General features: G+C 68.4%; 23 protein-coding genes. 3 read left to right on the top strand and 20 right to left on the bottom strand.

All coding sequences use genetic code 11. From position 1 onward, the window contains the following. Positions 1-34: 34 nt before the first annotated feature. Positions 35-988, bottom strand: coding sequence for a 2-hydroxyacid dehydrogenase (locus FHY06_RS21830; protein WP_221404333.1), 954 nt, complete (start codon positions 986-988; stop codon positions 35-37). Between the two features lie 141 nt (positions 989-1129). On the opposite strand from FHY06_RS21830, the gene FHY06_RS21825 reads away from it, so the two are divergent. Genes FHY06_RS21825 through FHY06_RS21815 form a run of 3 tightly spaced genes read left to right on the top strand, consistent with a single transcriptional unit; the run spans position 1130 to position 3235 of the window. Continuing rightward, a complete protein-coding gene (locus FHY06_RS21825; RefSeq protein WP_019657882.1) occupies positions 1130-1891 on the top strand; it encodes an SDR family oxidoreductase in 762 nt (253 codons plus the stop codon). A 44-nt stretch (positions 1892-1935) separates the two neighbouring features. Beyond that, complete coding sequence (locus FHY06_RS21820; RefSeq protein ID WP_184606272.1) at positions 1936-2841, top strand: NAD(P)-dependent oxidoreductase; 906 nt, start codon at positions 1936-1938, stop codon at positions 2839-2841. A gap of 52 nt (positions 2842-2893) precedes the next feature. After that, positions 2894-3235 (top strand): putative antibiotic biosynthesis monooxygenase, encoded by a 342-nt coding sequence (locus FHY06_RS21815; protein WP_184606271.1) that lies wholly within the window; start codon positions 2894-2896, stop codon positions 3233-3235. Here FHY06_RS21815 and FHY06_RS21810 read toward each other — a convergent pair. The 19 genes from FHY06_RS21810 to FHY06_RS21720 all read right to left on the bottom strand — a co-directional run bounded on the left by FHY06_RS21810 (position 3198) and on the right by FHY06_RS21720 (position 24836). Continuing rightward, positions 3198-5180, bottom strand: coding sequence for a glycoside hydrolase family 15 protein (locus FHY06_RS21810; protein ID WP_184606270.1), 1983 nt, complete (start codon positions 5178-5180; stop codon positions 3198-3200). The genes FHY06_RS21815 and FHY06_RS21810 overlap by 38 nt on opposite strands. A 117-nt stretch (positions 5181-5297) precedes the next feature. Beyond that, positions 5298-6032 (bottom strand): RNA polymerase sigma factor FliA, encoded by a 735-nt coding sequence (locus FHY06_RS21805; protein ID WP_026346769.1) that lies wholly within the window; start codon positions 6030-6032, stop codon positions 5298-5300. Between the two features lie 43 nt (positions 6033-6075). Continuing rightward, positions 6076-6897 (bottom strand): MinD/ParA family ATP-binding protein, encoded by an 822-nt coding sequence (locus tag FHY06_RS21800; RefSeq protein ID WP_019657887.1) that lies wholly within the window; start codon positions 6895-6897, stop codon positions 6076-6078. A 10-nt stretch (positions 6898-6907) separates the two neighbouring features. Then, complete coding sequence (flhF, locus tag FHY06_RS21795) at positions 6908-9436, bottom strand: flagellar biosynthesis GTPase FlhF (RefSeq protein ID WP_311733713.1); 2529 nt, start codon at positions 9434-9436, stop codon at positions 6908-6910. A gap of 20 nt (positions 9437-9456) precedes the next feature. Then, positions 9457-11559 carry a flagellar biosynthesis protein FlhA gene (gene flhA / locus FHY06_RS21790; RefSeq protein WP_019657889.1) on the bottom strand — a complete coding sequence of 701 codons (2103 nt, stop codon included), beginning with the start codon at positions 11557-11559 and terminating at the stop codon, positions 9457-9459. Next, positions 11556-12713 (bottom strand): flagellar biosynthesis protein FlhB, encoded by a 1158-nt coding sequence (gene flhB / locus FHY06_RS21785; RefSeq protein ID WP_184606268.1) that lies wholly within the window; start codon positions 12711-12713, stop codon positions 11556-11558. The genes flhA and flhB overlap by 4 nt, the downstream gene beginning before the upstream one ends. Before the next feature lie 193 nt (positions 12714-12906). Continuing rightward, positions 12907-13551 (bottom strand): protein phosphatase CheZ, encoded by a 645-nt coding sequence (cheZ, locus tag FHY06_RS21780; RefSeq protein ID WP_019657891.1) that lies wholly within the window; start codon positions 13549-13551, stop codon positions 12907-12909. Between the two features lies 1 nt (position 13552). Further along, complete coding sequence (gene cheY / locus FHY06_RS21775) at positions 13553-13951, bottom strand: chemotaxis response regulator CheY (RefSeq protein WP_019657892.1); 399 nt, start codon at positions 13949-13951, stop codon at positions 13553-13555. Between the two features lie 34 nt (positions 13952-13985). Continuing rightward, positions 13986-15071: a protein-glutamate methylesterase/protein-glutamine glutaminase gene (locus FHY06_RS21770; RefSeq protein WP_126183189.1), complete on the bottom strand. Its 1086-nt coding sequence runs from the start codon at positions 15069-15071 to the stop codon at positions 13986-13988. Continuing rightward, positions 15068-15718: a chemoreceptor glutamine deamidase CheD gene (cheD, locus tag FHY06_RS21765; protein WP_126183188.1), complete on the bottom strand. Its 651-nt coding sequence runs from the start codon at positions 15716-15718 to the stop codon at positions 15068-15070. Before cheD ends, FHY06_RS21770 begins: the two co-directional genes overlap by 4 nt. Next, the gene (locus FHY06_RS21760; protein WP_126183187.1) at positions 15715-16584 is read right to left on the bottom strand and encodes a CheR family methyltransferase; all 870 of its coding nucleotides are present in this window, start codon (positions 16582-16584) and stop codon (positions 15715-15717) included. The genes cheD and FHY06_RS21760 overlap by 4 nt, the downstream gene beginning before the upstream one ends. A gap of 66 nt (positions 16585-16650) precedes the next feature. Next, a complete protein-coding gene (locus tag FHY06_RS21755) occupies positions 16651-17973 on the bottom strand; it encodes an EAL and HDOD domain-containing protein (RefSeq protein ID WP_132753817.1) in 1323 nt (440 codons plus the stop codon). Between the two features lie 20 nt (positions 17974-17993). Beyond that, positions 17994-20102 (bottom strand): chemotaxis protein CheA, encoded by a 2109-nt coding sequence (gene cheA / locus FHY06_RS21750; RefSeq protein WP_184606266.1) that lies wholly within the window; start codon positions 20100-20102, stop codon positions 17994-17996. A gap of 54 nt (positions 20103-20156) precedes the next feature. Then, positions 20157-21035 carry a flagellar motor protein MotB gene (gene motB, locus FHY06_RS21745; RefSeq protein ID WP_019657898.1) on the bottom strand — a complete coding sequence of 293 codons (879 nt, stop codon included), beginning with the start codon at positions 21033-21035 and terminating at the stop codon, positions 20157-20159. Between the two features lie 33 nt (positions 21036-21068). Beyond that, positions 21069-21929 carry a flagellar motor stator protein MotA gene (motA, locus tag FHY06_RS21740; RefSeq protein WP_019657899.1) on the bottom strand — a complete coding sequence of 287 codons (861 nt, stop codon included), beginning with the start codon at positions 21927-21929 and terminating at the stop codon, positions 21069-21071. A gap of 73 nt (positions 21930-22002) precedes the next feature. Beyond that, on the bottom strand, positions 22003-22590 hold the full coding sequence (flhC, locus tag FHY06_RS21735) for a flagellar transcriptional regulator FlhC (protein WP_019657900.1): 588 nt from the start codon (positions 22588-22590) through the stop codon (positions 22003-22005). Continuing rightward, positions 22587-22949 (bottom strand): flagellar transcriptional regulator FlhD, encoded by a 363-nt coding sequence (flhD, locus tag FHY06_RS21730; protein WP_019657901.1) that lies wholly within the window; start codon positions 22947-22949, stop codon positions 22587-22589. Before flhD ends, flhC begins: the two co-directional genes overlap by 4 nt. Before the next feature lie 337 nt (positions 22950-23286). After that, a complete protein-coding gene (locus FHY06_RS21725; RefSeq protein WP_019657902.1) occupies positions 23287-23562 on the bottom strand; it encodes an EscU/YscU/HrcU family type III secretion system export apparatus switch protein in 276 nt (91 codons plus the stop codon). Then, positions 23559-24836 carry a flagellar hook-length control protein FliK gene (locus FHY06_RS21720; protein ID WP_184606265.1) on the bottom strand — a complete coding sequence of 426 codons (1278 nt, stop codon included), beginning with the start codon at positions 24834-24836 and terminating at the stop codon, positions 23559-23561. Before FHY06_RS21720 ends, FHY06_RS21725 begins: the two co-directional genes overlap by 4 nt. Between the last annotated feature and the right edge of the window lie 49 nt (positions 24837-24885).

The following is a 24885-nucleotide window of genomic DNA, read 5'->3' as shown; positions in this document are numbered from 1 at the left end:
TTCTTCTTCCTTCTCTCTCTGTCAGTGTCAGGTGTCAGGCGACGGGGGTGATCAGGGGACGGCCCGCGAAGTGGGCCTCTAGGTTGCGGCGCACCAGTTCGCCCATGGCGCGGCGCGTCTGCTCGGTGCCGCTGCCATGGTGCGGCGTGAGCACCACGTTGTCGAGCGCCGCAAAGCGCGGGTCGATGCGCGGCTCGTTGAGGAACACGTCGAGCCCGGCGCCAGCGATGGTGCGCGTCTGCAGCGCCTGCAGCAGCGCGCCTTCGTCGACAGTGGTGCCGCGCGACACGTTCACCAGCCAGCCCCTGGGCCCCAGCGCATGCAGCACCCCGGCATCGACGATGCCTCGCGTGGCCTCGCCGCCGGGCAGGATGACGACGAGCACGTCGCACCATTCGGCCATCGCGGCCAGGCTGGCGAAGTGGCGGTGCGGGCTATCCGCCTTCGGCGTGCGGCTGAAGTAGCCCACTTCGACGTCGAAGCCCGAGAGCCGCCGCGCGATGGTGCTGCCGATGCGGCCGAAACCCGCGATGCCGATGCGCTGGCCGAAGACGCGCGTGGCCAGGGGCATGGCGGCATCGGCCCATGCGCCGCTTCGCACGAAGCGGTCGCCTTCCGATATGCGCCGCTGCACCGCGAGCATCAGGCCCACCGCGAGATCGGCCACGTCGCCGTTGAGCACGTCGGGCGTGTTGGTCACGCGGATGCCGCGCGCGCGGCAGGCGGCGAGGTCGATGGCGTCTGTGCCCACGCCGTAGCAGGCGACCAGCTCCAGCTTCGGCAGCGCCGCGATGAGCTCGGCGCCCGCGCCCAGTTCGCCGCGTGTGGCGATCGCGCGGATGTCGGCCGCGTGTTCGGCGATGAAGGCCTGCCGGTCGGCCGCCTCCCAGAGCCGATGGATCGTGTAGGCCTCGCGCATGGGCGCCATGTCCCATTCAGGATAGGTGCCCGGCATCAGGACGTGCGGGGATGCGGGGGTGGTGGTCAATCGCGGTCCTTCATGGTCTTCGAAGATACCGGTAACTTTAACCATGACAGAGAGCTGGGAGAACTCAGGTTTTACCCGTTGACGCAAGCAAAAGATACCGGTAACTTATCCTCAAAGTCTGTCACGCACCAGGAAATTGCCTTGAAACTGTTCGACCTCTCCGGGCGCACCGCCCTCGTCACCGGCTCCAGCAAGGGCATCGGCTTCGCGCTGGCCGGCGCGCTCGGCAATGCGGGCGCCCGCGTCGTGCTCAATGCGCGTGACGCCGCCTCGCTCGCCGCAGCGCGGGATGCGCTGCGCGCCAGGGGCATCGCGGCCGAGGCCAGGGCCTTCGACGTGACCGACGCCGAGGCCGTGGAAGCCGGCGTGGCCGGCATCGAAGCCGAGGTCGGGCCGATCGACATCCTCGTCAACAACGCCGGCATGCAGCATCGCGGGCCCTTCGCCGAGTTTCCGGTGGATGCATGGCACAAGATCACCACCACCAACATCGACAGCGTGTTCCTGGTGGGACGCGCGGTCGCGCAGCGCATGATCGAACGCAGGCGCGGCAAGATCATCAACGTGTGCTCGGTGCAGAGCGAGTTGGGCCGCCCGGGCATCGCGCCCTACGCCGCCACCAAGGGCGCGGTGAAGATGCTCACCAAGGGCATGGCGATCGACCTCGGCAAGCACGGCATCCAGGTCAACGGCCTGGGACCGGGCTACTTCAAGACCGAACTCACGCAGGCGCTGGTGGCCGACGAGGCCTTCACCGCATGGCTCTCGGGCCGCACGCCCGCAGGCAGATGGGGCGACGTGGAAGAGCTGGGCGGCGCGGCCATCTTCCTCGCCTCCGACGCATCGAGCTTCGTCAACGGCCACATCCTGTACGTGGATGGCGGCATCACCGCGAGCCTGTAGCACCGTGCCGCGCACCCGCACCGCCCAGCCATGAAAGCCTTCGCATGACGAAGACCTCCGCCCCGGCGACGCGCGTGGCCGTGATCGGCGTCGGCATCATGGGCTCGGCCATCTCGCGCCGGCTGCTCGAATGCGGCCATCGCGTGAGCGTGTTCGACCTCGACGCCGCCAAGGTCGCGGCGCTCGCCGAGCACGGCGCGGCGGCGGCCGCCACGGCACGCGAGGCAGCGGCCGCGAGCGACTTCGTCATCACCAGCCTCAACTCGGCCGCGGTGGTGGAGCGCGCCATCTTCGGCGAGGACGGCATCGCTGCCGCCACGCCTGCGGACCCGCAGCGGCTGCTGATCGACATGTCGTCCATCGACCCGCCTTCCACCCGCCGGCTCGCGCAGTCGCTGCGCGAGCGCACGGGCATGGGCTTCGTCGATGCGCCGCTTTCCGGCGGCGCGCCCAAGGCGCTGCTCGGCCAGCTCACGGTGATGGCCGGCGGCAGCGCCGAAGACGTGCAGCGCGCACGCGCGGTGATGGACAGCCTGTGCGCCAACTACACGCACATGGGCGCGAGCGGCGCAGGCCAGACGACCAAGCTGGTCAACCAGCTGCTGTGCGCCATCGGCTTCCAGGCCGTGGCGGAAGCGGTGCGGCTGGCCGAGGCTGGCGGCGTCGATGCGTCGAAGCTGCCCGCCGCGCTGGCCGGCGGGCGCGCCGACAGCCAGATCCTGCGCGAGTTCGGCCCCAGGATGGCCGCGCGCGACTACACGCCCACCGGCCGCATCGACAACATGCTCAAGGATCTGGAGGCGGTGCAGGCCTTCTCGCAGGACCAGCGCCTGCCGCTGCCGCTGGCGGGCGCCGTCTCGGAACTGCACCGCACCTTCGTCGCGGCCGGACTCGGCGCGCGGGACACGGCCGAGATGATGCGGCAGTTCAGCGGCTACGAGCGCGGCTGAATTGCCCTCGCCTCGCCATCACAAGGACACGACACAGGAAGGAAGAGAAGCCATGTTCATCCGCTGCGCGTTCTTCAGGGGCCGGGTCAAGGCCGGCATGGAAGAAGCCTTCGACCGCCACGTGCACGACAAGCTGGTGCCGCTGTGGACCCGCTTTCCCGGCGCGCTCGAAGTGCGCGTGCTTCGTCAGCTCGAAAGCGACGTGAGCGACCCCGAGCTCGCAATGGTGCTGTCGATCCGCTATGCAAGCCGCGGGGACATCGCCCGCGCGCTCGAATCGCCGGTGCGCCACGAAAGCCGCGAGGTCTCGAAGAAGCTCTTCGAGATGTTCGACGGCACGGTCTTCCACACCGTGTTCAGCGCGCAGGAGTTCGCGCTCGCGAACGCTTCCTGACGGGGGCCTTCTCCTCGGGCTCAGGTCCGGGCCTGCCTTCGGCCTTCCCTGCGCGCTTCGGCGCTGTCTTCCTCTTCTTCTTCACCACTGACGCCTTGCCGTCGAGGTCCGCCAGCTCCCACACGCCGCCGGCGGCCGACGCCAGCGCGTGCGCGCTGTTGATCAGCCCGATGTGCGAGAAGGCCTGCGGAAAGTTGCCCAGCTGCCGCTGCGCGACCGGGTCGTATTCCTCGGCGAAGAGGCCCAGGTCGTTGCCCAGCGCGAGCAGGCGCCGAAAGAGCGCGCGCGCCTTGCGCACCTTGCCCATGGCCACGTAGACGTTCGCCAGCCAGAAGCTGCACGCCAGGAACGCGCCCTCGCCGCCGCCGAGGCCATCGACGCCCGTCTCGGTGCGATAGCGGTACACCAGCCCGTGGAAGACAAGCTCCTTCTCCACGCGCGCGACCGTACCCTGCACGCGCTTGTCGTGGATCGGCAGGAAGCCGATCAGCGGCATCCACAGCAGCGCAGCGTCGACGGTGTCGGCGCCGTAGAACTGCACGAAGGAATTGCTCGCCGCGTCGTAGCCGCGCGCGCAGACCTCGGCATGGATCTCGTCGCGCGCCGCGCGCCAGAGGTCGATGGGGCCTTCGAGCCCGAACTCGGTCGCGCTCGCGATCACGCGGTCGAAAGCCAGCCAGCACATGATCTTGGAATGCACGAAGTGCCGCGGCTCGCCGCGCACCTCCCACAGGCTGCAGTCGGGCTCGCGCCAGAGCTCCAGCAGCTGCTTCGCGATCGCGCGCTCCAGCGGCCACAGCTTGTCCATGTCGGCCAGCCCCGCCTTGCGCGCCGCGTGGAAGGCCGCGATGACCGATCCGTAGACGTCGAGCTGGCGCTGGTCGTGCGCGCCGTTGCCGATGCGCACCGGGCGGCTGTCCTCGTAGCCGCGCAGCCAGCCCAGCTCCAGCTCTGTGAGCGAGCGTTCGCCGTGCAGGCCGTACATCACCTGCAGTTCCTCGGGCGAGCCGCCCACCGCGCGCATCAGCCACCAGCGCCATGCGCTGGCCTCCTCCACGTAGCCGGAGCCGATAAGCGCATACAGCGTGAGCGCCGCATCGCGCAGCCAGCAGAAGCGGTAGTCCCAGTTGCGCTCGCCGCCGGGCAGCTCGGGCAGCGACGTGGTCGGCGCCGCGACGATGCCGCCGGTGGGTTCGTAGGTCAGCGCCTTGAGGGTGAGCAGCGAGCGCATCACCGGTTCGCGGAACTCGCCGAAGTAGCCGCAGCGCTCGGTCCAGGCGCTCCATTCGGCGACCGTGCGCGCCAGCAGCGCATTGGCGTCGCGCGTCACCGGCGGCTTCAGGTGCGAGGGAAACCAGTCGAGGCTGAACGCGATGGACTGTCCCGCCGACACATCGAAGTCGGCGAAGCTCGCGAAGTTCTCGTTGACCAGCGGCACGCCGGAGCTGATGCGCACCGAGTCCGGGCCGGCGGTGGCGAACACCGCGCCGTCGCGCCGCTCCATCCACGGACACCATTCGCCGTAGTTGAAACGGATGCGGAACTCGGTGTGCATGCCGACCGTGCCGCGCAGGCCGCGCACGATGCGCACCACCTCGTGGGTGCCGTCGATCGCAGGCCTAGGCATGAAGTCGGTGACGAGCGCAACGCCGGTGGCGGTGCGTATCGTCGTCTCCAGCACCACGGTGCCGGGCAGGTAGCGCCGCGAGATCCGCGCCTTGCGGTCGCGTGCGCGCATGCTCCAGTGGCCGTTGCGCTCGTCGCCCAGCAGGCTGGCGAACATCGCTGCCGAGTCGAAGCGCGGCAGGCACAGCCATTCGATGTCGCCGCCGCGGTGCACCAGCGCGGAACTGTGGGTCGAGCCGATGAGCGCGTACTCGCCGATGGGGCGGCTCGCCTGCAGCCTGGAGGTGGATCGAGAGTGTTGCTTTCGGTTCTTTGCCAAGCCTGCGAGAGTGCCCACCCGCGCGAGCGGCTTTCGCCAGATGATGGCGCGCCTTGCTGACGGACAAAACCTGATCGCGGGCGCCGACGCCCCCGCACGGGGTGGGTGCGGCAGGCCCTAGAGCACGTCCTTGAGCTTCGCGCGCAGCCTGCTGATCGCCTGGCTGTGCAGCTGGCACACGCGGGACTGGCTCACCTCGAGAATGGCGCCGATCTCGCGCAGGTTCAGCTCCTCCTCGTAGTAGAGGTTCAGCAGCAGCTGGTCGCGCTCGGGCAGCGCCGCGATGGCGTCCACCAGCTGGTGGCGAAAGCCGCTTTCGAGCAGCTGCTCCAGCGGGTCGTCGCTGCTGCGGCGGTCCTTGCGAGCGTCCTGCGAGTGGCTGTCGAGGAAGCCGTTGTCGGCGTCGTCCTTGGAGAAGTCCTCGACGTACAGCAGCTGGCAGCCCTGGATCTCCTGCAGCAGCGACTGGTAGGCCTCGATGTCCATCTTCAGCTCCTTGGCGATCTCCCCCTCGGTGGGAGCTCGCCCGAGCTTGTGGCCCAGCGCCTGCATCGCCTTCTCGATGCCGCGCGCCGACTGGCGCAGGCCGCGCGAGCCCCAGTCGGCGGCGCGCAGCTCGTCGAGCATGGCGCCGCGTATGCGCTGGCTGACGAAAGTCTCGAACTGCGCGCCCCGGTTGTCCTGGTAGCGCGCCGATGCGTCCAGCAGGCCGAGCATGCCGGCCTGGATCAGGTCGTCCAGCTCCACGCTGGCCGGCAGCTTCGCCATCATCTGCAGCGCGATGCGGCGCACCAGCGGCTGGTGCTGCGCGAGCAGGTGCGATTTCTCGATGGTTCCTTGTGCGGTGTACATGGCCGTGCGTGCGTCCTTCATTCCTCGGTGGGGCGCGGGCGGCTCATGCCGCGGCCTGCAGCGGTGCCGGCTCGGGCCACGGCCACCGGTCCATCTCGCCGGCGGCGCGGCGGAAGTCGACCGCCGCGTCGCTCGCGGGAAAGGCCTCGGCGATGGTCTTCTTCAGCCGCCATGCGTCCGCCACGAGCGGGTCGAAACGCACCGAGCCCGCAGGCTGCAGCGACAACGCCAGGTAACGGCTGCCCGCCTGGGCGAGGTTGTTCATGATCTGGCGAGCGGCCTGCGCGTCCACCACGTTGTTGAGCAGGAAGCGCATCTGTTGCAGGCCGTGGGTGTGGTGCAGGCGCTTGATGCCTGCGTAGGCCGAGGTGACCGAGGCGGGGTGCGGCTGCAGCACCAGCAGCAGGTCGTCGGCGCCGAGCGCGAGCGGCGACAGCCGGCCTTCGGCATCGAAGGCGGCGTCGATGACGACCACGCCGTCGTGCCAGAACCTGCGCGGATCGATCGCGCTGCCGCCGGCCTCATTCGCCGCTTCATGCGACGCGCTGCGCACCGCCGTCAGCACGTGCACGCCGCAGGCCACGCGCACCTCGGCGCCGTCCAGCGCCAGACGCCCGCGCGCCACGTCGGCCAGGCTGCCGGGCGGATCGATGTCCCACACCTCGCACGCCGAACCGTCGGCACGGCGATGCTCGTCCAGCAGCAGGACGTTGCGGCCCTGCCCCGCGAGCGCTACCGCGAAGTTCATCGCGGCGGTGGTGCCGCCGGCACCGGGGCCCATGCCGGCCACCGCGACCACGCGCGCCTGCGTCGGCGCGAGCAGGCGCCGGAGGCCGTCCGCCTGATCCGCAACCAGCTTGTTCATCGCTGCACCCTCAATCCTGCCGCTCCAGCTTCTGCGGCTGCTCCAGCGCGCGGGGCGGCTGCACCGGCGCGGTCGATTCGGTGCCGAGCGCGTCCAGCAGCAGGAAGAGCTTGCCCATGCCCGCGCTGAGCGCACTGCCGCTCATGGCGCGGCCGTTGCGCGCCGGGCGGCCGGTGAGCTGGCCCATGAGCGCGCGCGCACGGTCGGCCCATTCGCCTTCGGCCTGCAGCAGGCGCCACACGGTGGTGGTCATCTGGCCGGCGATCAGCAGCCGCTTCATGATGTCGGGGTCGCCGAGCTCGCCGATGCCGCCCACCAGCTGCACGCCGTCGCGCAACAGGCGGAAGCAGGGCTCGGCGTCCAGCGCCCAGCCCATCCATCGGGCCAGCTGCTGCGCGGGGACCTCCGTGCCGATGTTCGAGAGCGCATGGCTCAGCGCCAGCAGGTTGCCGCTGCGCGCATCGACGATCCGCGTGGCGATGCAGCGCAGCGCAGGCATCTCGTCGCGCGCGATGCCCGCGGCCATGGCCGCGGCGTTGAAGCGCAGCACCACGTCGACCTGCGCTTCTGCGAGCAGTGCGGCCTTCCCGCGGAAGTGCACGGGCCGGCCCTCGCCGAACTCGAAGTCCATGCGCGCGAGCGTGTCGGGCGAGCCGGTGCGCGAGTCGATCACGGCCGTGGAGCCCGGCGCGCGCGCCAGCCAGCGCTGGCCCGCGGCCTGCCACTGCACCATGGCCTCGATGCCGGGCAGCCGCGTCAGCAGGTGGACCATCGGGCGATGGCCCAGGTCCTGCTGGCGCAGCCAGGGCACCTGGCGTGCGCCGGGCTTGCGCGCCGCATCCTTCGCGCCGCGCGTGGCCGCCGTCGAGAGCCACTGGTTGGGCGCCGCCATCGGCAGGCCGGTGCGGTCCGACAGCAGCAGGCTGCCGTGGCATTCGTAGGCATCGCCGCCTTCGTTCGAGCGCAGGCCCACCTGCCCGCACAGCGCGAGCACGTAGTTCTCGCAGCCGGCGGCCACCTCGCTGCGCGCGTGCACCAGCAGGTCTTGCAGCACCACCTTCTGGCCCGCCTCCTCGTCGGTGGCCTGGCGCCACAACGAACGCGCCCGCTCGAAGCCGATCTGTGCGTCGGCCAGGGCGCTCGCGGTGGTGGCGAGCTCCTGCGCGTCGTGCGCCATCGCGCGGATCAGGTTCTGGTACTTCAGGCGCAGCAGGTCGGTCTCGCCCTGGGCCTTCTGCACCGCGTGCTGCGAGGCGGCGCCCGAAGCGGCTTCTTCCTGCAGGTCGCTCTCGGCGGGCACGAAAAGCGGGCTGTGCTGGCGCGGCTGGAAGACGCTGTCCACCAGCTGCGCGCGGTCGGCCTGCATCAGGTTCTCGGGCACCTTCTGGCCGCTGGAGATGTAGTGCACCGGCAGGCGGTGGCGGATCACGGTGTCGATCAGCGCGCCCGGGTGCGTGGCCTCGTCCACCTTGGTGAAGATGCAGCCGGCGAGTTCGTTGCCGTGGCGGTAGGCGTGCACCACCTCGTTGAGCGTGTCGCCGTGGCTGGTGGCATTGAGCAGCAGCAGCTTCTTCACCGGCCGCGGGCTCTGGCCCAGCATGGCGATCTGCTCGGGCACGGCGCGGTCGCGCTGGCTCATGCCGACGGTGTCGATCAGCACCATGTGCTTCTCGCGCAGGTCGCGCAGCACGAGGTGCAGGTCCGCGGCGTCCTTCACCGCGTACACCGGCACATTGAGGATCTGGCCGTAGATGCGCAGCTGCTCGTAGGCGCCGATCCGGTAGCTGTCGGTGGTCACCAGCGCGAGCTTGTCGGCACCGAAGCGCATCACGCAGCGCGCGGCCAGCTTGGCGGTGGTGGTGGTCTTGCCCACGCCGGTGGGGCCCATCAGCGCATAGACGCCGCCCTCGGCGAACAGGGCGTCCTCGTCCTCATGCACGGGCACCGCGCGGATGAGTTCCGATCGCACGTAGGCCATGCCTTCGGCATAGGTGCGGCCGGTGGGCAGCTTCTCGAGCATGGCCTTCGACAGGCGCGCGCTGAAGCCCGCACCCAGCAGCGTGCGCAGCAGGCGGCCGCGCACCGGGTCGCGGCGCTGCCTGTCGTTCCACACCACGCTGGCGAGTTGCTCCTCGATCATGCCGCGCATGGAGTGCAGCTCTTCGAGCACCGTGTCGGCAGGTGCCGCAGCGGGTGCTGCGACTGCCGTGATGGGAGGGACCGGTGCGACCGGAACCGCGGACGCGACGGGTGCCGGCGCCGAAGGCATCGGCATCGCACGCGCGACCGGTGCCTGTACCGGGACGGGTGCCGGGACTGGTGCAGCAACCGCTGCCACAGGCGCCGCCACGGGCTGCGCAGGCGCACTGCCCTGCTGCACCACGCCCTGCACCTCGCCCTCGACCATCGCGACGATCTCCACGCCTTGCGCCGTGACGCGGTGCGAGAGCACGATGGCGTCGGCGCCCAGCGCCTCCCTCACCAGTCGCAGGGTTTCGCGGCTGGTGGCCGCGACGAATTTGCGCGCAGTGGTGCGCACGTCTGTCTGTTGGTGGGAATTCAACCTCGTCCTCCGATGGCGGTGGTGACCTTGATGGTTCGGGAATCAGGAATCTCTGCGTGCGAAAGCACCTTGAGCTGCGGCAGGCTGCGCCGCAGGAAGCGCGACAGCAGCACCCGCAGCGAGTGCTGCACGACCAGCACGGGCGCGAGGCCCATCTGCTCCTGGCGGGTGATGGCGGCCTGTGCCTGGCGCAGCAGGTTGTCGGCGATGCCGGGCTCGATGCCGCTGCTGTTGGTCAGCGCCTGCTGGAGCACGGCGTCGAGCGAGCCGTCCAGGCCGATGACCTGCATCTCGCTGTCGCCGGGGAAGAGCTGCTGCGTGATCGCACGGCCCAGGGCCAGGCGCGTGAGTGTGGTGAGTTCGGTGGGGTCCTTGACGGTCGGCGCGTGCTCGGCCATCACGTCGAGGATGGTGCGCATGTCGCGGATCGGCACTTCCTCGTCGAGCAGGTTCTGCAGCACCTTGTGCAGCGTGCTGAGCGACAGCACCTTCGGCACCAGGTCTTCGGTGAGCTTGGGCGCGGTCTTGGCGATCTGGTCGAGCAGCTGCTGCACCTCCTGGCGGCCCAGCAGCTCCGCGGCGTGGGTCTGGATGAGGTGGTTCAGGTGCGTGGCCATCACGGTGCAGGCATCGACCACCGTGTAGCCGTAAACCTGCGCCTGCTGCCGCAGGCTCGCGTCGATCCAGGTCGCGGGAAGGCCGAAGGCCGGATCGCGCGTGGGCGTGCCGGGCAGCGTGCCGCTGACCTGCCCCGGGTTGATGGCCATCCACTGGTTGGGGTAGGCCTCGCCGCGGCCGATCTCCACGTCCTTCAGCGTGATGACGTAGGTGTTGGGCTTGATCTCCAGGTTGTCGCGGATGTGCACCACCGGCACCAGGAAGCCCACTTCCTGCGCGATCTTCTTGCGGATGCTCTTGATGCGGCCCAGCAGCTCACCCTGCTGCGACTGGTCCACCAGCGGAATGAGCCGGTAGCCGACCTGCATGCCCAGCGGGTCGACCATGGCCACGTCGTCCCACGTCGCCTCGGCCGTCTCGGCGGAAGACGCGGCGATGTTCGCGGCCTGCGCGGCTGCGGCTTCCTGCGCGGCCTGCTGCTTCGGCTTGCGCTGCAGCAGCCCGCGGCCCAGCCACACCAGGCCGCCCGCGATCAGCAGGAAGGCCAGGTTCGGCATGCCCGGGATCATGCCCAGCAGGCCGACGATGCCGGCCGTGAGGAACAGCACCTGCGGGTTGGAGAAGAGCTGGCCTGTGAGCTGGCTGCCCACGTCCTCGTCGGTGGTCACGCGCGAGACGATCACGCCGGCGGCGGTGGAGATCACCAGCGCCGGGATCTGCGCGACCAGGCCGTCGCCGATGGCCAGCAGCGTGTAGGTCTTGCCCGCGGTGGAGAAGTCCAGCCCGTGCTGCACCATGCCCACCACCAGGCCGCCGATGATGTTGATCACCATGATCAGCAGGCCCGCGATGGCGTCGCCGCGCACGAACTTGCTGGCACCGTCCATCGAGCCGTAGAAGTCGGCCTCCTGCGCCACTTCCTGGCGGCGCTTGCGGGCGACGTCCTCGCCGATCAGGCCTGCGTTGAGGTCGGCGTCGATGGCCATCTGCTTGCCCGGCATCGCGTCGAGCATGAAGCGCGCGCCCACCTCGGCGATGCGCCCCGCGCCCTTGGTGATCACCATGAAGTTGATGAGCACGAGGATGATGAACACCATCACGCCCACCGCGAAGTTGCCGCCCACGAGGAAGTGCCCGAAGGCCTCGATCACCTTGCCCGCAGCGTCGGCGCCGGTGTGGCCGTTCATCAGCACCACGCGCGTGGAGGCCACGTTCAGCGACAGGCGCAGCAGCGTGGAGAACAGCAGCACCGCCGGGAAGGCCGCGAAGTCCAGCGCCTTCATCGTGTACATGCTCACCAGCAGAACCATCACCGACATGGCGATGTTGAAGGTGAACAGCAGGTCGAGCAGGAATGGCGGCAGCGGCAGCACCATCATGCTCAGGATCATGATGATGAGGATCGGCCCCGCCAGCCCCTTGAGCTGCGAGCCCGGGAAGAAGCGCGCGGGCAAGCGCATCAGGTTTGTCATCGCGTTCATGCGGCTTGCTCAGCCGCATCGGCGGCGCTGTATTGAAGGTCTGCGGGAACCGGGAGATCGGTGGGCGTGCGCGGCGCTTCGCCGCCTTCGGCCTTCCAGCGCCGAAGCTGGTAGACCCAGGCCAGCACTTCGGCCACGGCGGTGTAGAGGCCGGCGGGAATCTCGTCGCCCAGCTTCGTGTGCCTGTAGAGCGAGCGCGCGAGCGGCGGCGCCTCGAGGATCACCACCTTGTGCTCCTTGGCCAGCTCGCGGATGCGCGCGGCCACGAGTTCGGTGCCCTTGGCCACCACGCGCGGCGCGCGCATGCCGCCTTCCTGGTACTTGAGCGCGACGGCGAAGTGCGTCGGGTTGGTCAGCACGATGTCCGCCTTGGGCACCTCGGACATCATCCGGCGGCGCGCCATCTGCTGCTGCTGGCGGCGGATCGCGGCCTTGATGTGCGGATCGCCTTCGCTTTCCTTGTGCTCCTGGCGCACGTCCTCGCGCGACATCCGCAGCTTGCGGTAGTAGCTCCAGAGCTGGAAGGGCACGTCGATCAGCGCCACCAGGAAGAGCGTGGCCGCGATCAGCACGCAGTGCTTGGCCACCAGCACCAGCGCATGCGGCAGCGCGTACTCGGCGGGCTGCGCCATCAGGGCCATCAGCGTGCCGATGTCGCGCGACACCACCCACCAGGCCACGCCGCCGATGAGCGTCGACTTGGCCAGCGCCTTGAGCAGCTCGGCGAGCGACTGTGAGGAGAACATGCGGCCGATGCCGGCCAGCGGATTGAGCTTGCCGAAGTTCGGCGCCACCGACTTGGTGGAGAAGAGCCATCCGCCGAGCATCATCGGCGCGACCACGGCGGCGACGATCATCATCGCGAACATCGGGCCGATGGCGCCCAGCGCCTGCATGGACATCAGCCCGGTGCGGGCCAGCATGTAGTGGGGATCGAAGGCGCTGGCGCGATCGAACTGCAGGCCCATTCGCAGCGCGCCGTTCATGCTCGTGCCGAGCGACTCCGACGCGAGCCACAGGCCGGCGCAGGCCGTGCCCAGCATCACGAAGGTGGTGAGTTCGCGCGAACGGGCTACGTTGCCTTCCTCGCGGGCCTTTTCGAGGCGCCGCTCGGAGGCGGGTTCCGTTTTTTCGAGATCGCTTTCCTCAGCCATTCATGCTCCGAACCAGCACTGGCGAAGTACGCCTTGCTCATGGCCAAATTATTGGATTCGGCCCCTCGGAACAATCTGTCGATCAGGACCCTGATAGCCCTGCAGTTCGGACAATAGAACTAAGGAGGAAAGGAGGAAGGGAGAGGGATGAGAACGAGGCAGAGGGCCCGACGGGCCCTCCCCGGTCGCGGGATCAGAAGCCGAGGCTCTCCAGCAGGTCGTCGACCTGTGCCTGGTTGGTCACGGCATCGGGGTTGCCGGGCTTGATCTGCGGGCCGTTCTGCAGGCTCTGCGTGGCCTCGTGGCGCTTCTCGGGAGCGGAGTTGTCGATCAGCACCTGCAGCAGCTGCGTCTCGACGTCGTTGACCACTTCCATCATCTTCTTGATGACCTGGCCGGTGAGGTCCTGGAAGTCCTGCGCCATCAGGATCTCCATGAGCTGCGTGTTGATCGCACTCGCGCGCTCGGGCACGCCGTCGAGATAGCCGCGGGTGTCGAGCACGAGCTCACGCGCATGGTCGAGCTCGATGGGGTTCTTGAACCACTCGTCCCAGCGCTTGCTCAGGCCCTTGGCGTCGGTGGCCAGCGCCTCCTGCAGCGGCTGCGCCACGTCGATCGCGTTGAGCGCGCGGTGCGCCGCGCGCTCGGTGGTCTCGGCCACGTAGCTCAGGCGGTCGCGCGCATCCGGAATGGCCTGCGCCGCCCTGGCCACCTGCTTGTCGAGGCCCAGCTCGCGCAGGCCTTCGCGCAGCTGGCGCGTGAGCTGGCCGATGCGGCCCAGGATCTCTTCGGTGGTGTTGTTGACCGGCTCTGCGGCCAAAGAAGTGTTCTGGCTCATGTCACGCCGCTTCCTTTGCGAGCTTTTCGAAGATCTTGGTGATCTTTTCCTCGAGCGTGGCGGCGGTGAAGGGCTTGACCACGTAGCCGTTCGCGCCGGCCTGCGCCGCCGCGACGATGTTCTCCTTCTTGGCCTCGGCCGTGACCATCAGCACCGGCAGCTTCTTGAGCTCGGGGTCGGCGCGGATGGTCTGCAGCATGGTCAGGCCGTCCATGTTGGGCATGTTCCAGTCCGAAACCACGAAGCCGAAGTTGCCTCCGCGCAGCTTCTCGATGCCGGCGGCGCCGTCCTCGGCCTCGTCCACGTTGTGGAACTCCAGCTCCTTCAGCAGGTTGCGCACGATGCGGCGCATGGTCGGGAAGTCGTCCACAACCAGGATTTTGATGCTCTTGTCGATCACGATATTTCCAACTCCAAGGTCGTTTTCTTTTCTCTCAAACTCGGTTCGTACGTTCACCGAACGTGCGAAGGTGCGCCAGCACGCGGCGGCTGACTTCCGACAGGGGCGACACGTCGTCCACCGCGCCCAGCGCGATGGCCTCGCGCGGCATGCCGAAGACCACGCAGCTGGCTTCGTCCTGCGCCAGCGTGTGGGCGCCGGCGCGACGCATGCGAAGCAGGCCCTCGGCACCGTCCTTGCCCATGCCGGTGAGGATGATCCCGATGGCGTTCTTGCCCGCGTGCTTCGCGGCCGAATCGAACAGCACGTCGATGGACGGACGGTGGCGGTTCACCGGCGGCTCCTGGTCGAGGTGCGCCACGTAGTTGGCACCGCTGCGCGCGAGCGAAAGGTGGAAGCCGCCCGGCGCGATGTAGGCATAGCCCGGCAGCACGCGTTCGCCGTGCTCGGCTTCCTTCACGTTGATGCGGCACAGGCCGTCCAGGCGCTGCGCGAACGAGCGCGTGAAGCCCGCGGGCATGTGCTGCGCGATCATCACGGCGGGCGAATCGGGCGGCAGCGGCTGCAGCACCTCGCGGATGGCCTCGGTGCCGCCGGTGGAGGCGCCGATGATGATGAGCTTCTCGGTACTCAGCAGCGGGCTGCGCAGCAGCGACTCCTGCGGCGCCTCGCCGCCCGGCCGCGCCGCGGCGGCGCTCCTCGCGGGCAGCAGGCGCGCGCTGGCGGCGGTGCGGATCTTGCCGGTGATCAGCTCGGTGTAGTTGAGCAGGCCGTCGCGCACGCCCAGGCGCGGCTTGGTCACGAAGTCGATGGCGCCCAGCTCGAGCGCGCGCAGCGCGATCTCGGAGCCGCGCTCGGTCAGCGACGACACCATGACCACCGGCATGGGCCGAAGCCGCATGAGTTTTTCGAGGAACTCCAGCCCGTCCATGCGCGGCATTTCCACGTCGAGCGTGAGCACGTCGGGGTTGGTGACCTTGATGAGGTCGCGCGCCACCAGCGGATCGGCGGCCGTGCCCACCACCGTCATGTCGGACTGGCTGTTGATGATCTCCGTCATCACGCTGCGGATGAGCGCCGAGTCGTCGACGCACAGCACCTTGATTTTCTTGCTGCTCACTGTTTGCCCTTGTTGTTGTATTCGGGGGCGTGCACGGTGCGCTGGCCGGAGAGCCTGCGCAGCAGCTCGCCCTCCTCGCGCTGCACCTGACTCACCTCGGTCTGCGCGCGCAGCTTGCGCACGATGGCCTTTCCTGTCGCCGGCACGAAGCACACGCGGCGCGCATGCGGCCCGCGCAGGTCCTGCGCGGCGACCTCGATGCGCTCGTTGCCCAGGTAGCGCAGCACGAAGTCGGCATTGCGGTCGCCGATGTTGAGCGTGGTCATGTTGGCCAGCACCGCGCCGCCGCCGAACACCTTGGCCTTGAGCCGGTCGCGGCGCGCGCCGGCGCGCACCAGCTCCCGGATCAGCACGTCCATGGCGTAGGTGCCGTAGCGCATCGACTCGGTCGCATCGCGCGTGCCGGCGGCAGCGCCCGCCTCGCCATCGTCAGGCAGCATGAAGTGGTTCATGCCGGCCACGCCGGCCTCGCGGTCGTGCAGGCATGCCGCCACGCACGAGCCAAGCACCGTGCTGAGCGCGGTGTTGCTCGAAGTCACGTAGTACTCCGAGGGCAGCAGCTTCACGGCCATCATGCCGACGTCGCGGTCGAAGTAGTGATGGCTGGCCACCGAACCCGGGGCCGCCGCGCTGGAGGCCGTGCTCATGAGGAAGCACCCGCCGCACGCGGGCGCGCCAGTTCGTACACGGTCTGCCCCAGCGGCCGGAAGGCCTGGTTGACGAGCGAGGCGTTCTCCGAATGTCCGGCGAACAGCAGCCCGTCGGGCTTGAGCAGCGGCGCGAAGCGGTCGAGCACCTTCTTCTGCGTCGGCTTGTCGAAATAGATCATCACGTTGCGGCAGAAGATCGCGTCCACAGGCTCCTTCACCGACCAGGCGCTGTCGAGCAGGTTCAGCCGCGAGAACTTCACGATCGCCGCCACTTCGGGACGCACGCGCACCTTGCCCGCGTTCGAGCCGGTGCCCTTGTTGAAGAAGCGCCGCAGCCGCTCGGGCGCAAGCCTTCGCACCTGCTCGGTAGTGAAGACGCCGGTGGCGGCCTTGGCCAGTACCGCGGTGTCGATGTCGGTGGCGATCACGCGCGAGGCGGCCGCCTTGTCGCCCAGGGCCTCCATCAGCGTGATGGCGATCGAATAGGGCTCCTCGCCGGTCGATGCCGCCGCGCACCACACGGTGACGGGCTGCTTCGCCTTGCGCACGTGCTCGGCCAGCGTCGGGAAGTGGTGCGCCTCGCGAAAGAACGAGGTGAGGTTGGTAGTCAGCGAATTGATGAAGAGCTGCCACTCGTCGCCGTCCTGGCGCTGTTCGAGCCAGTCGAGGTATGAGGCGAAGTCGGGCACCTGCAGCTCCCTCAGCCGGCGCGAGAGCCGGCTGTAGACCATCTGCCGCTTCTGTTCGCCCAGCGCGATGCCCGCGCGACGGTGGATCAGCGTCCGTATGCGCGAGAAATCGTGGTCGGTGAAATGGAACTCGGTCGTCACGGCCAGCCTGGAAGCTTGGCTTTCAATGTACATAGCGCCCACCGTTTCCAATGGGTCGATCAGACGCGCGAATGCCCCGCACTTCGGGCTGCCTTTGCGTCATGGTCCAGCCGCAGCCGGGCTCGCCTCCTGCGCCCACACGAGCGCGGAGAGCTGGGCGGCATTGACCTGCGCCGGGCTCAGGAACAACGCCTCCGACAGGCGCGCGGCCTGTCCGTCGTCGAGCTCGCAGCTCTCGGCCAGCGCCACGAAGGGGCCGTACAGCCCCCCGCGCGACAGAATGGCCTGCTGCACCGCCTCGGTGAGCTGCACCTTGCGCAGCACGCCTTCCATCGAGACGCCCAGCAACTGGTCGAGCAGCGAGAACATGCCGGCCACGAACAGGTTGTCGGCCTCGCTGGCCGGCAGCATGCCCTGCCCCACCAGTTCGACGAAGCGGCCGCGCAGGATCGCCTTCTTCATCATGTAGGGCGAACCCGCCTTATTGCTGGTGGCCAGTAGCAGCGATAGCCAGCGGTACAGCGGCGAGTAGCCCAGCATGGCCACCGCGTGGCGCAGGGAATGGATCTCCACCGCCATGCCCACAGCGGGCGAGTTGATGTAGCGCAGCAGCCGGTAGGTGAGCGCGGCGTCGTGCTTGAGGGCGGCCTCGATGACTCGCAGGTCTTCGTTGCGCTGGAGCATCTGCATCAGCTGCACGATCAGCAGCGATTCGGGCTGCAGCGCGTCTTCGGTCTCGAGCACCGGCGGGTTGCGGAAGGCGCCGTCGACGAACACGTTCACGCGCAGCGCGGCGCAGGCGTCGAACTGCTTCCAGTCCTCGACGCGCGAGGCGACGAGCTCGACCGGCCGATGGCCCAGCTGCTCGTCGCGACGCAGCCGCGCGACGGTGTCGGCGGCGTTGGCGCCGACCTCGAGGTGCGTGACGATGGAGCGCAGCTCCGGGTCCTCGGGCAGCTCGGTGCCGCCGCACTGCATGAATCCGAAGCCCTGCTCGCGCAGGAACAGCAGGATGGAGCGCAGATCGGCATCCATCAGCTCTTCGGCGCGCATGCACAGCACGACCTGCTGCGGCGGCAGCGACTGCAGCTCGCTCTGGAAGAGCGCATCGACCGTCACGTCGACGAAGAGCAGCTGCGAACCCAGCAGCCAGCCTTCTCCCTCGGGATTGAGGTGCATGGCGAGCGTGTCCATGAGCGCCTTGACGCCCGCGGCACCGGACGCGCCGGACACAGCCGATTCGGCAGGCGCAGCGCCCGCGGCGCGCCAGGCCATGCGATAGCCGATCACGCGACGCTGCGCGTCGAGCAGCATCGAATAGGTCAGGTGGCCTTCGCAGCCGGCTTCCGGCTGCGCGGAAGCGCCCGCATCGGCGCCGGCTCCTTCCCCTTCGGAAGAACGACGGAAGAAATCAAAGCGCATTCAGCTGTCTCCGTCGGGTGTCACAGCGCAATGGCGTCCGTCCTTCGGGCCGCGCCCGCGAGCGCGGCCGCGCTCGCGGCCTGCGCGCGCTGGATGCGCGGCATGGCGCCCACGTCGATGATGAAGGCCACGCTGCCGTCGCCGAGGATGGTCGCGGCGGAGATGCCGGGTACCTTGCGATAGTTGGTCTCGAGGTTCTTCACCACCACCTGGTGCTGGCCGAGCAGCTCGTCCACCAGCAGCGCGAAGCGGCTGTCGTCGGCCTGCACGATCACCAGGATGCCCTGCGTGGGATGCGTCTGCGCACCCGCCACGTCGAACACGCGGTGCAGCTCGATCAGCGGCAGGTATTCACCGCGCACGCGGATCACGTGGCCGTCGGCGGTGATGGAATGCAGGTGCTCGGGCAGCGGCTGCAGCGACTCGATGACATAGCTCAGCGGCAGGATGTAGGCCTCGCTGCCCACCTTGACCGACATGCCGTTCAGGATGGCCAGCGTCAGCGGCAGCACGATGCGGGTGGTGGTGCCCTGTCCGCCGCGCGAGTGGATCTCCACGTGGCCGCCCATCTCCTGGATGTTGCGCTTGACCACGTCCATGCCCACGCCGCGGCCCGAGATGTCGGTGACCTGCTCTGCGGTGGAGAAACCCGGCGCGAAGATGAGCTGCCACACCTCCTCGTCGGGCATCGATTCGCTCACCGGCAGCCCCTGCTGCATGGCCTTGGCCAGGATGCGCTCGCGGTTGAGGCCCGCGCCGTCATCGCTCACCTCGATCACGATGTTGCCGCCGTGGTGCTGCGCCGACAGCAGCAGCTGGCCGGTGGCGTCCTTGCCCTTGGCGGTGCGCACGTCCGGCGTCTCGATGCCATGGTCCAGGCTGTTGCGCACCAGGTGCGTGAGCGGATCGACGATGCGCTCGATCAAGCCCTTGTCGAGTTCGGTTTCCTTGCCGTAGGTGTCCAGGCGCACCTGCTTGCCCAGCTTGGCGCTCACGTCGCGGATAACGCGCGGGAAGCGGCTGAACACGTAGTCCATCGGCATCATGCGGATGGACATGACCGACTCCTGCAGGTCGCGCGCATTGCGTTCCAAGTGGCCCAGGCCGCTGAGGAAGCGCTCGTAGGCCACCGGGTCGAGCATGGTCGCGGCCTGCGTGAGCATCGACTGGGTGATGACGAGCTCGCCCACGAGGTTGATGAGCTGGTCGACCTTCTCGACGTCGACGCGGATGGAGCTCGATTCCTTGCCCGCGGCAGAGGAAGCGGCGGCCGCGGAAGGTGCAGCGGGCGCGGCGGGTGCCGCGGCAGGAGAAGGCGCGGCCTGCGGCCTGGAGGCTTCGGCGGTGGGGGCGGCAACGGCTGCGGGTGCAGCGGCCGGCGCCGGAGCGTCGACGGCAGCCGCGGAAACGGCTTCCTGCGTGATGTCGATCTGCGATTCGTCGATGACGAAGCAGCAGACCGCCACGATGTCGTCGGGCGCGCATGTGGTTTCGAGCAGCACGGTGAGCTGGTCGTTGCTGCGGGTGCGCGACAGCACCTTGCCGAGGTTGGCCAGCTCGCCTGTCAGGAGTTCGCATTCGCTCTCCGACAGCCGGGCGAAGCGTACGCGCAGCGCACCGCTGCCGGCTGCGGCATCGGCCGGGGCCGCTGCAGGCTCGGGAGCGGCCACCGGTGCGGGAGCAGGGGCCACGGCAACAGGGGCCGGGGCCGGCGCAGGGGTCGGGGCCACGGCGCTTGCGTCACCGCTTTCGAGCGCGAGTTGCTGAAGCACGCCGCAGATGTGCGCGACCATGTCGGGATCAGGCTCATTGCCGGCCTGGTAGGCGGTGAGTTGTTCTTGCAAGGCGTCCTTCGTTTCCAGGAATGCATCGATCATCCGGCCCGTCAGACGCAGCTGCCCATGGCGGGCGCGGTCCAGCAGCGACTCGAGTACGTGCGTGGTGTTGGTCAGGGCGGTGAAACCGAAAGTCGCTGCGCCGCCCTTGATGGAATGCGCCGCGCGGAATATGGCGTTGAGCTGCTCGCTGTCGGGTGCGTCGACGTCGAGCTCGAGCAGCAGCTGCTCCATCTCGGCAAGCAGTTCGATGGCTTCGACGAAGAAGGCTTGGGTGAATTGACTGAGGTCCATCGCTTGTCTTGAGGGTGTTTCTTGTTGTTTTGCGGTCCGCCGCCGTGCGCGCGCTCAGCCCGCCTTCGCGGTCGGCTTGCCGATGCGCAGCCCGCCGACGGGCTCCGCGCTGTTCTCGCGCTCGATGCGTTCCTGGGTGCGGTGGTTCAGCAGGATGATGCTGATGCGCCGGTTGATCGGGTTGCGCGGATCGGCCTTGTCCAGGTGCATGCTGTCGGCCAGGCCGATCACGCGCAGCACCTTGCCCTCGGTCATGCCGCCGGCCACGAGCTCGCGCCGCGATGCGTTGGCGCGGTCGGAAGACAGCTCCCAGTTGCCGTAGGAGCGGTCGTTGGTGTAGACGATCGCGTCGGTGTGGCCAGACAGCGTGATCTTGTTGGGCAGGCCGTTCAGCGCGGGAGCGAGCTCGCGCAGGATGGCGCGCATGTGCGGCACCACGCGCGCGCTGGCCAGCTCGAACATGGGGCGGTTCTCGGTGTCGACGATCTGCAGCCGCAGGCCCTCGGTGGTGATGTCGATGAGGATCTGCGAGCGGAACTGCTGGAAGACCGGACTCTTCTCGAGCAGCGCATCGAGCTTCTTCTTCATCTCGACCAGGCGGCTCGCATCGGCCTCGTCCTCGCTCGATGTCTCTGTGAGCCTGACCTCGCCCTCGGCGTGGACCGGGTCGGCGCCCCCGCCGGGGATCATGCTGGTGCTGAGGCTGGACTTGTCGCCGCCGGTCAGCGCCACGCGCAGCGGCATGCGGAAGTGCTCGGCGATGCCTTCGCGCTGCTTGGTGCTGGAGATGGAGAGCAGCCACATCACGAGGAAGAAAGCCATCATGGCCGTCATGAAGTCGGCGTAGGCGATCTTCCAGCCGCCGCCATGGGCACCGCCGTGCTTGCCCTTGTGGACGTGCTTGAAGATGACCCTGGGCTTGTCGTCGCTCATGATGATCGATCGCTGCTTCCTGAGGCGCCCGCCTCAGCGGGCCTTGACCTCGCGGACGTGGTCGTCCAGCTCGGTGAAGGAGGGGCGCTCGGTCGAGAACAGCACCTTGCGGCCGAACTCGACCGCGAGCTGCGGCGCGTAGCCGTTGAGGTTGGCCAGCAGCGTGACCTTGGCGCACTGGTAGATCTTCATGCCCTCTTCCACCTTCTGCTCGATCAGCGAGGCCAGCGGCGAGACGAAGCCGTAGGCCAGCAGCACGCCGAGGAAGGTGCCCACCATCGCGTGCGCGATCAGCGCGCCCATCTCCGAAGGCGGCAGGTCGGCAGAGCCGAGGGCGTGCACCACGCCCATCACGGCGGCGACGATGCCCAGCGCGGGCAGTGCATCGCTCACGCGCGAGAGGCTGTGGCCGGGCACTTCGGCCTCGTGGCGGATGGTCTCGATCTCGTGGTCCATCAGCGCCTCGATCTCGTGGGCGTCGGTGTTGCCGCTGATGACCAGGCGCAGGTAGTCGCAAAGGAAGACGGTGATGCCCTCGTGCGCCAGGATGCCCGGATAGCGCATGAAGACCTCGCTCTGGGACGGGTCCTCGACGTCGGTCTCCAGCTTCATCATGCCTTCCTTGCGGGCCTTGGCGAGCAGCTCGTAAAGCAGCGCGAGCAGGTCCATGTAGAGCTGGCGGTTGTGCTTGGAGGTGCGCAGCAGCAGGGGCAGTTCCTTGATGGTGGCCCGGATGGTCTTGCCGTTGTTGCCGGCGATGAAGGCGCCCAGGGCGGAGCCGCCGATCATGAGCAGTTCGACCGGCTGGAACAGGACGCCGAAGTGCCCGCCCATGAGGCCGTAGCCACCGAAGACGGCACCGATCACCACGATGTATCCAACCAGAACCAGCACGCGCTTCCCCTCTCGCCCTCGGGCGTCGAATCAACAAAGCCCCGGCGGCCGTGGCCGCGCGCGGGCACTTTTCCTAGACGGCGCCGCCGATGTCCATCACGGGCCCCACCGCGACCAGGCCGCCGCGCCGGCGCTCCGTCGCCTTGGGCTTGCGTGCCTTGCCCGCCCGCGAAGGCGGCCTGCACAGCACGCACACGTACCCGTTCTTGTTGTCGTGCGCATGGGCCACGAAATGCCCGCCGCAGCGGCAGCAGGTGCTCAGCTGCAGCATGTCGCTGTCGAAGAAGCGCACCATGGTCTCGGCGCGGGTGAAGTCGAGCACCACCTCGCCGCCGTTGGCCTCGACCTGCTGCGCATAGAGGCGATACGCCTTGATGAGCGCGGGCAGTTCGTTCTCGTCCGCCTCGTCGAGCATGAAGCGGTAGATGTTGTAGAACATCGACGAGTGGATGTTGGCCAGCCACGTCATGTACCAGTCGGTGGAGAACGGCAGAAGGCCCTTGGGCGGAGACACGCCCTTGAGCTCCTTGTAGAGGCGGATCAGCCGCTCGCGGCTGAGCGTGACTGCGGCCTCCAGGAACTGCAGGCGCGCACCGAGGCCGATCAGCTCGATCGCGAGCTGGACCTGCCGGACCTCGCCGAGGACGCTCTTGCTGGTCACGCTGCGCCCGCTCCGCGCATCGGCGCTTCGGACTGGCCCTGCGCCTGGCGCGCGGCCATCAGTATCGACATGTGTGCCTGCTGCAGCGCGGGCTCCTTGCCCTCGCCGACCACCGCGAACATCGGGCGGTCGTCCAGCCGGAAGCTGCACAGCAGGAAGTTGGACGCGGCCAGCTTCACGATCTGGCTGAGCGACATGTTCGCCAGCAGATCGGCCAGCTCACGGCCCACGCCGAGGCGGAACATGGCCTCGGCCCGGTCCTGCTTCACCAGCTTCTGCGCCAGCAGCATGTAGGCCAGATTTATCTCGCCGATTTCCCTCGAAATCACGCCGTTGGCGGTGATGTTGACGTTTTCCATGTCTGATCCCATTTCCGATTCAAAGCTCACTTCGTGCTCCTAACAATCGTGTATACATTATATACACAAAGTTTTACATGTTGAAGTGTTTTGTATGACAGCAGGACAAAAAAGGTAGGAAGGGTCTGACAAGAACGCCCTCACTCTCCAATGGAGGTGCCAGGTTTACAAGTGTCAAACCTTTCGGTAACAAATGTTGCAAGAAGAACGAAAAAATGCCCGAAGTTATTCTTGAACAAGGATGAATTGATAAATCCTATGGATTTATTTCGAGACGACGGAAGGGTTTTTTCCTGAATTCCGAGGCTCATGATTTCACATTGGTCCATCTGGTCAATTAGTCGCCTGCGCGACCCTCCAGCTGGTGGATCCAGGCCATCACCTCGGCCACCGCGAGGTACAGCTGCGGCGGGATCTGCCGGTCCAGGTCGACCTGCATCAGCAGCTTCACCAGGTCGGCAGACGAGTGCACGTAGAGGCCGTGCTCGCGCGCCTCGCGCATGATCGATTCGGCGACCACGCCGTAACCCTTGGCGACGACCACCGGCGCACGCGTCTTGTCGGCGTAAGACAGCGCGACCGCGCTGCTGCGGTTGTCGAGCACTTCGCTCATGCGGCCTCCTTCTCGGAGACCAGCACCTGCTGCAGCTGCAGCCCCGCAGCGTCGAAGCGCTTCGCGAGCCGGGCGGTGTCTCCGCGCAGGCGCGCCACGGTGGACGCCTCGCGCGCGAAAAGTTGCGCCTGCACCGCCGGGCCGTCGAGGCTCAGCCGCAGGTCGACTTCGCCGAGCTTCGGAAATGCGAGCGACACGGTTGTCGACCAGCGGCGCGCGCCCTCTTCTTCTGCCGCCGAGCCCTCGCGTGCGTCGGACCGTGCCTGCTGTTCTTCCTCGACGCTCCAGCTCATCGGCACGTCGGGCCAGGCATGGCCATTCCAGCGGAAGACGGAACTGGCCAGCAGGTCGAGCTGCTGGTGCACCAGCGAGACGGCCTGCGGATGGATCACTTCGGCTGCGCGCGATGCGGGCTGCACCGCGGCGGCGTCGGCATGCCGTGCGGATTCGCTCGCGCGGTGCGCGGGCATCGAATCGAGCACGCCGCGGGTCGTGGCGCTCTCGGGTTGGCGGTACGCCGCCTGCACCCGCGCCGCGTCGCTCGCGGCGGGCTGCCATTCCAGAGCCTGCGGTTTGCCTTGAGGGCTGGCGCCATCGGCGTGCTGTTGCTGCGCTTCGGCGGACGACGCCTGAGGCGCGGTCACCTGCGCCGTGGGAGCTTCGTCGCCCTGCGGCACAGGCACCTGCACCTGCGCAACGAGGGAAGGCAGCGCGTCAGGCAGATCCGCGATCGCCGCCGGCAGCGACACCGCCGCATTCGCCGGCGCCTTCACCGCAACGGGCGCCGCCCACTGTGCCTGCGGCTCCTGCTTCATCTGCGCGAGCGTGCGCGTTCCCGCCGCGAACGAAGCCAGGTGCGATTCATAGAAGAGGCCGCTGTCCGACACCGTCTGCGCCAGTGTGCCTGCCAGCGCGGCGGCGTTCACCGGCTGCGCGCGCGCGGGCAGCAGGGGCACGGCACCGCGCACCGGTCCCGGCTGCGCCTGCAGATCGGCCAACACGGCGCCGATGACCCGCGCGGCCACCGACAGCCGCGTCGCCATCGAGGGCTGCGCACCCGTTCCTGCGTGCAGGGTGCCGCCGGCAGCCGCACCCGGGATCTGCCTGTCGAGCGCCGCATTGGATGGCAGCCGGACGTCGTTCTCGACCTTGCCCACCGCCACCGCCGGCCCGGGCGCGCCGATGGTGGCCTCGGGCTTGATGCCGAGCACGTCCAGCCGCGGCGCGAGCCTTGCGGCGAGCAGCGCGTCGAGCAGTCCGGCGAGTGCAGTCATGGTCGGGCTTGTTCAGCGGGTGGAGTTCGATCGATCGGTCGGTGGCCGG

The sequence above is a fragment of the Variovorax atrisoli genome (assembly GCF_014195185.1).
Classification (GTDB): domain Bacteria; phylum Pseudomonadota; class Gammaproteobacteria; order Burkholderiales; family Burkholderiaceae_C; genus Variovorax; species Variovorax atrisoli.
Note: the sequence above shows the minus strand (reverse complement) of the source record. Positions and strands in the feature narration are given on the sequence as shown.

Coding starts and splice junctions, on each gene's coding strand:
- FHY06_RS21720 (WP_184606265.1), bottom strand. CDS start 24,836: ATGACTGCACTCGCCGGACTGCTCGACGCGCTGCTCGCCGCAAGGCTC.
- cheD (WP_126183188.1), bottom strand. CDS start 15,718: ATGAGCACGGCCTCCAGCGCGGCGGCCCCGGGTTCGGTGGCCAGCCAT.
- motB (WP_019657898.1), bottom strand. CDS start 21,035: ATGAGCGACGACAAGCCCAGGGTCATCTTCAAGCACGTCCACAAGGGC.
- flhD (WP_019657901.1), bottom strand. CDS start 22,949: ATGGAAAACGTCAACATCACCGCCAACGGCGTGATTTCGAGGGAAATC.
- FHY06_RS21805 (WP_026346769.1), bottom strand. CDS start 6,032: ATGTACACCGCACAAGGAACCATCGAGAAATCGCACCTGCTCGCGCAG.
- cheA (WP_184606266.1), bottom strand. CDS start 20,102: ATGGACCTCAGTCAATTCACCCAAGCCTTCTTCGTCGAAGCCATCGAA.
- FHY06_RS21755 (WP_132753817.1), bottom strand. CDS start 17,973: ATGCGCTTTGATTTCTTCCGTCGTTCTTCCGAAGGGGAAGGAGCCGGC.
- FHY06_RS21760 (WP_126183187.1), bottom strand. CDS start 16,584: ATGTACATTGAAAGCCAAGCTTCCAGGCTGGCCGTGACGACCGAGTTC.
- flhA (WP_019657889.1), bottom strand. CDS start 11,559: ATGAACGCGATGACAAACCTGATGCGCTTGCCCGCGCGCTTCTTCCCG.
- FHY06_RS21725 (WP_019657902.1), bottom strand. CDS start 23,562: ATGAGCGAAGTGCTCGACAACCGCAGCAGCGCGGTCGCGCTGTCTTAC.
- cheZ (WP_019657891.1), bottom strand. CDS start 13,551: ATGAGCCAGAACACTTCTTTGGCCGCAGAGCCGGTCAACAACACCACC.
- flhB (WP_184606268.1), bottom strand. CDS start 12,713: ATGGCTGAGGAAAGCGATCTCGAAAAAACGGAACCCGCCTCCGAGCGG.
- FHY06_RS21800 (WP_019657887.1), bottom strand. CDS start 6,897: ATGAACAAGCTGGTTGCGGATCAGGCGGACGGCCTCCGGCGCCTGCTC.
- FHY06_RS21820 (WP_184606272.1), top strand. CDS start 1,936: ATGACGAAGACCTCCGCCCCGGCGACGCGCGTGGCCGTGATCGGCGTC.
- FHY06_RS21815 (WP_184606271.1), top strand. CDS start 2,894: ATGTTCATCCGCTGCGCGTTCTTCAGGGGCCGGGTCAAGGCCGGCATG.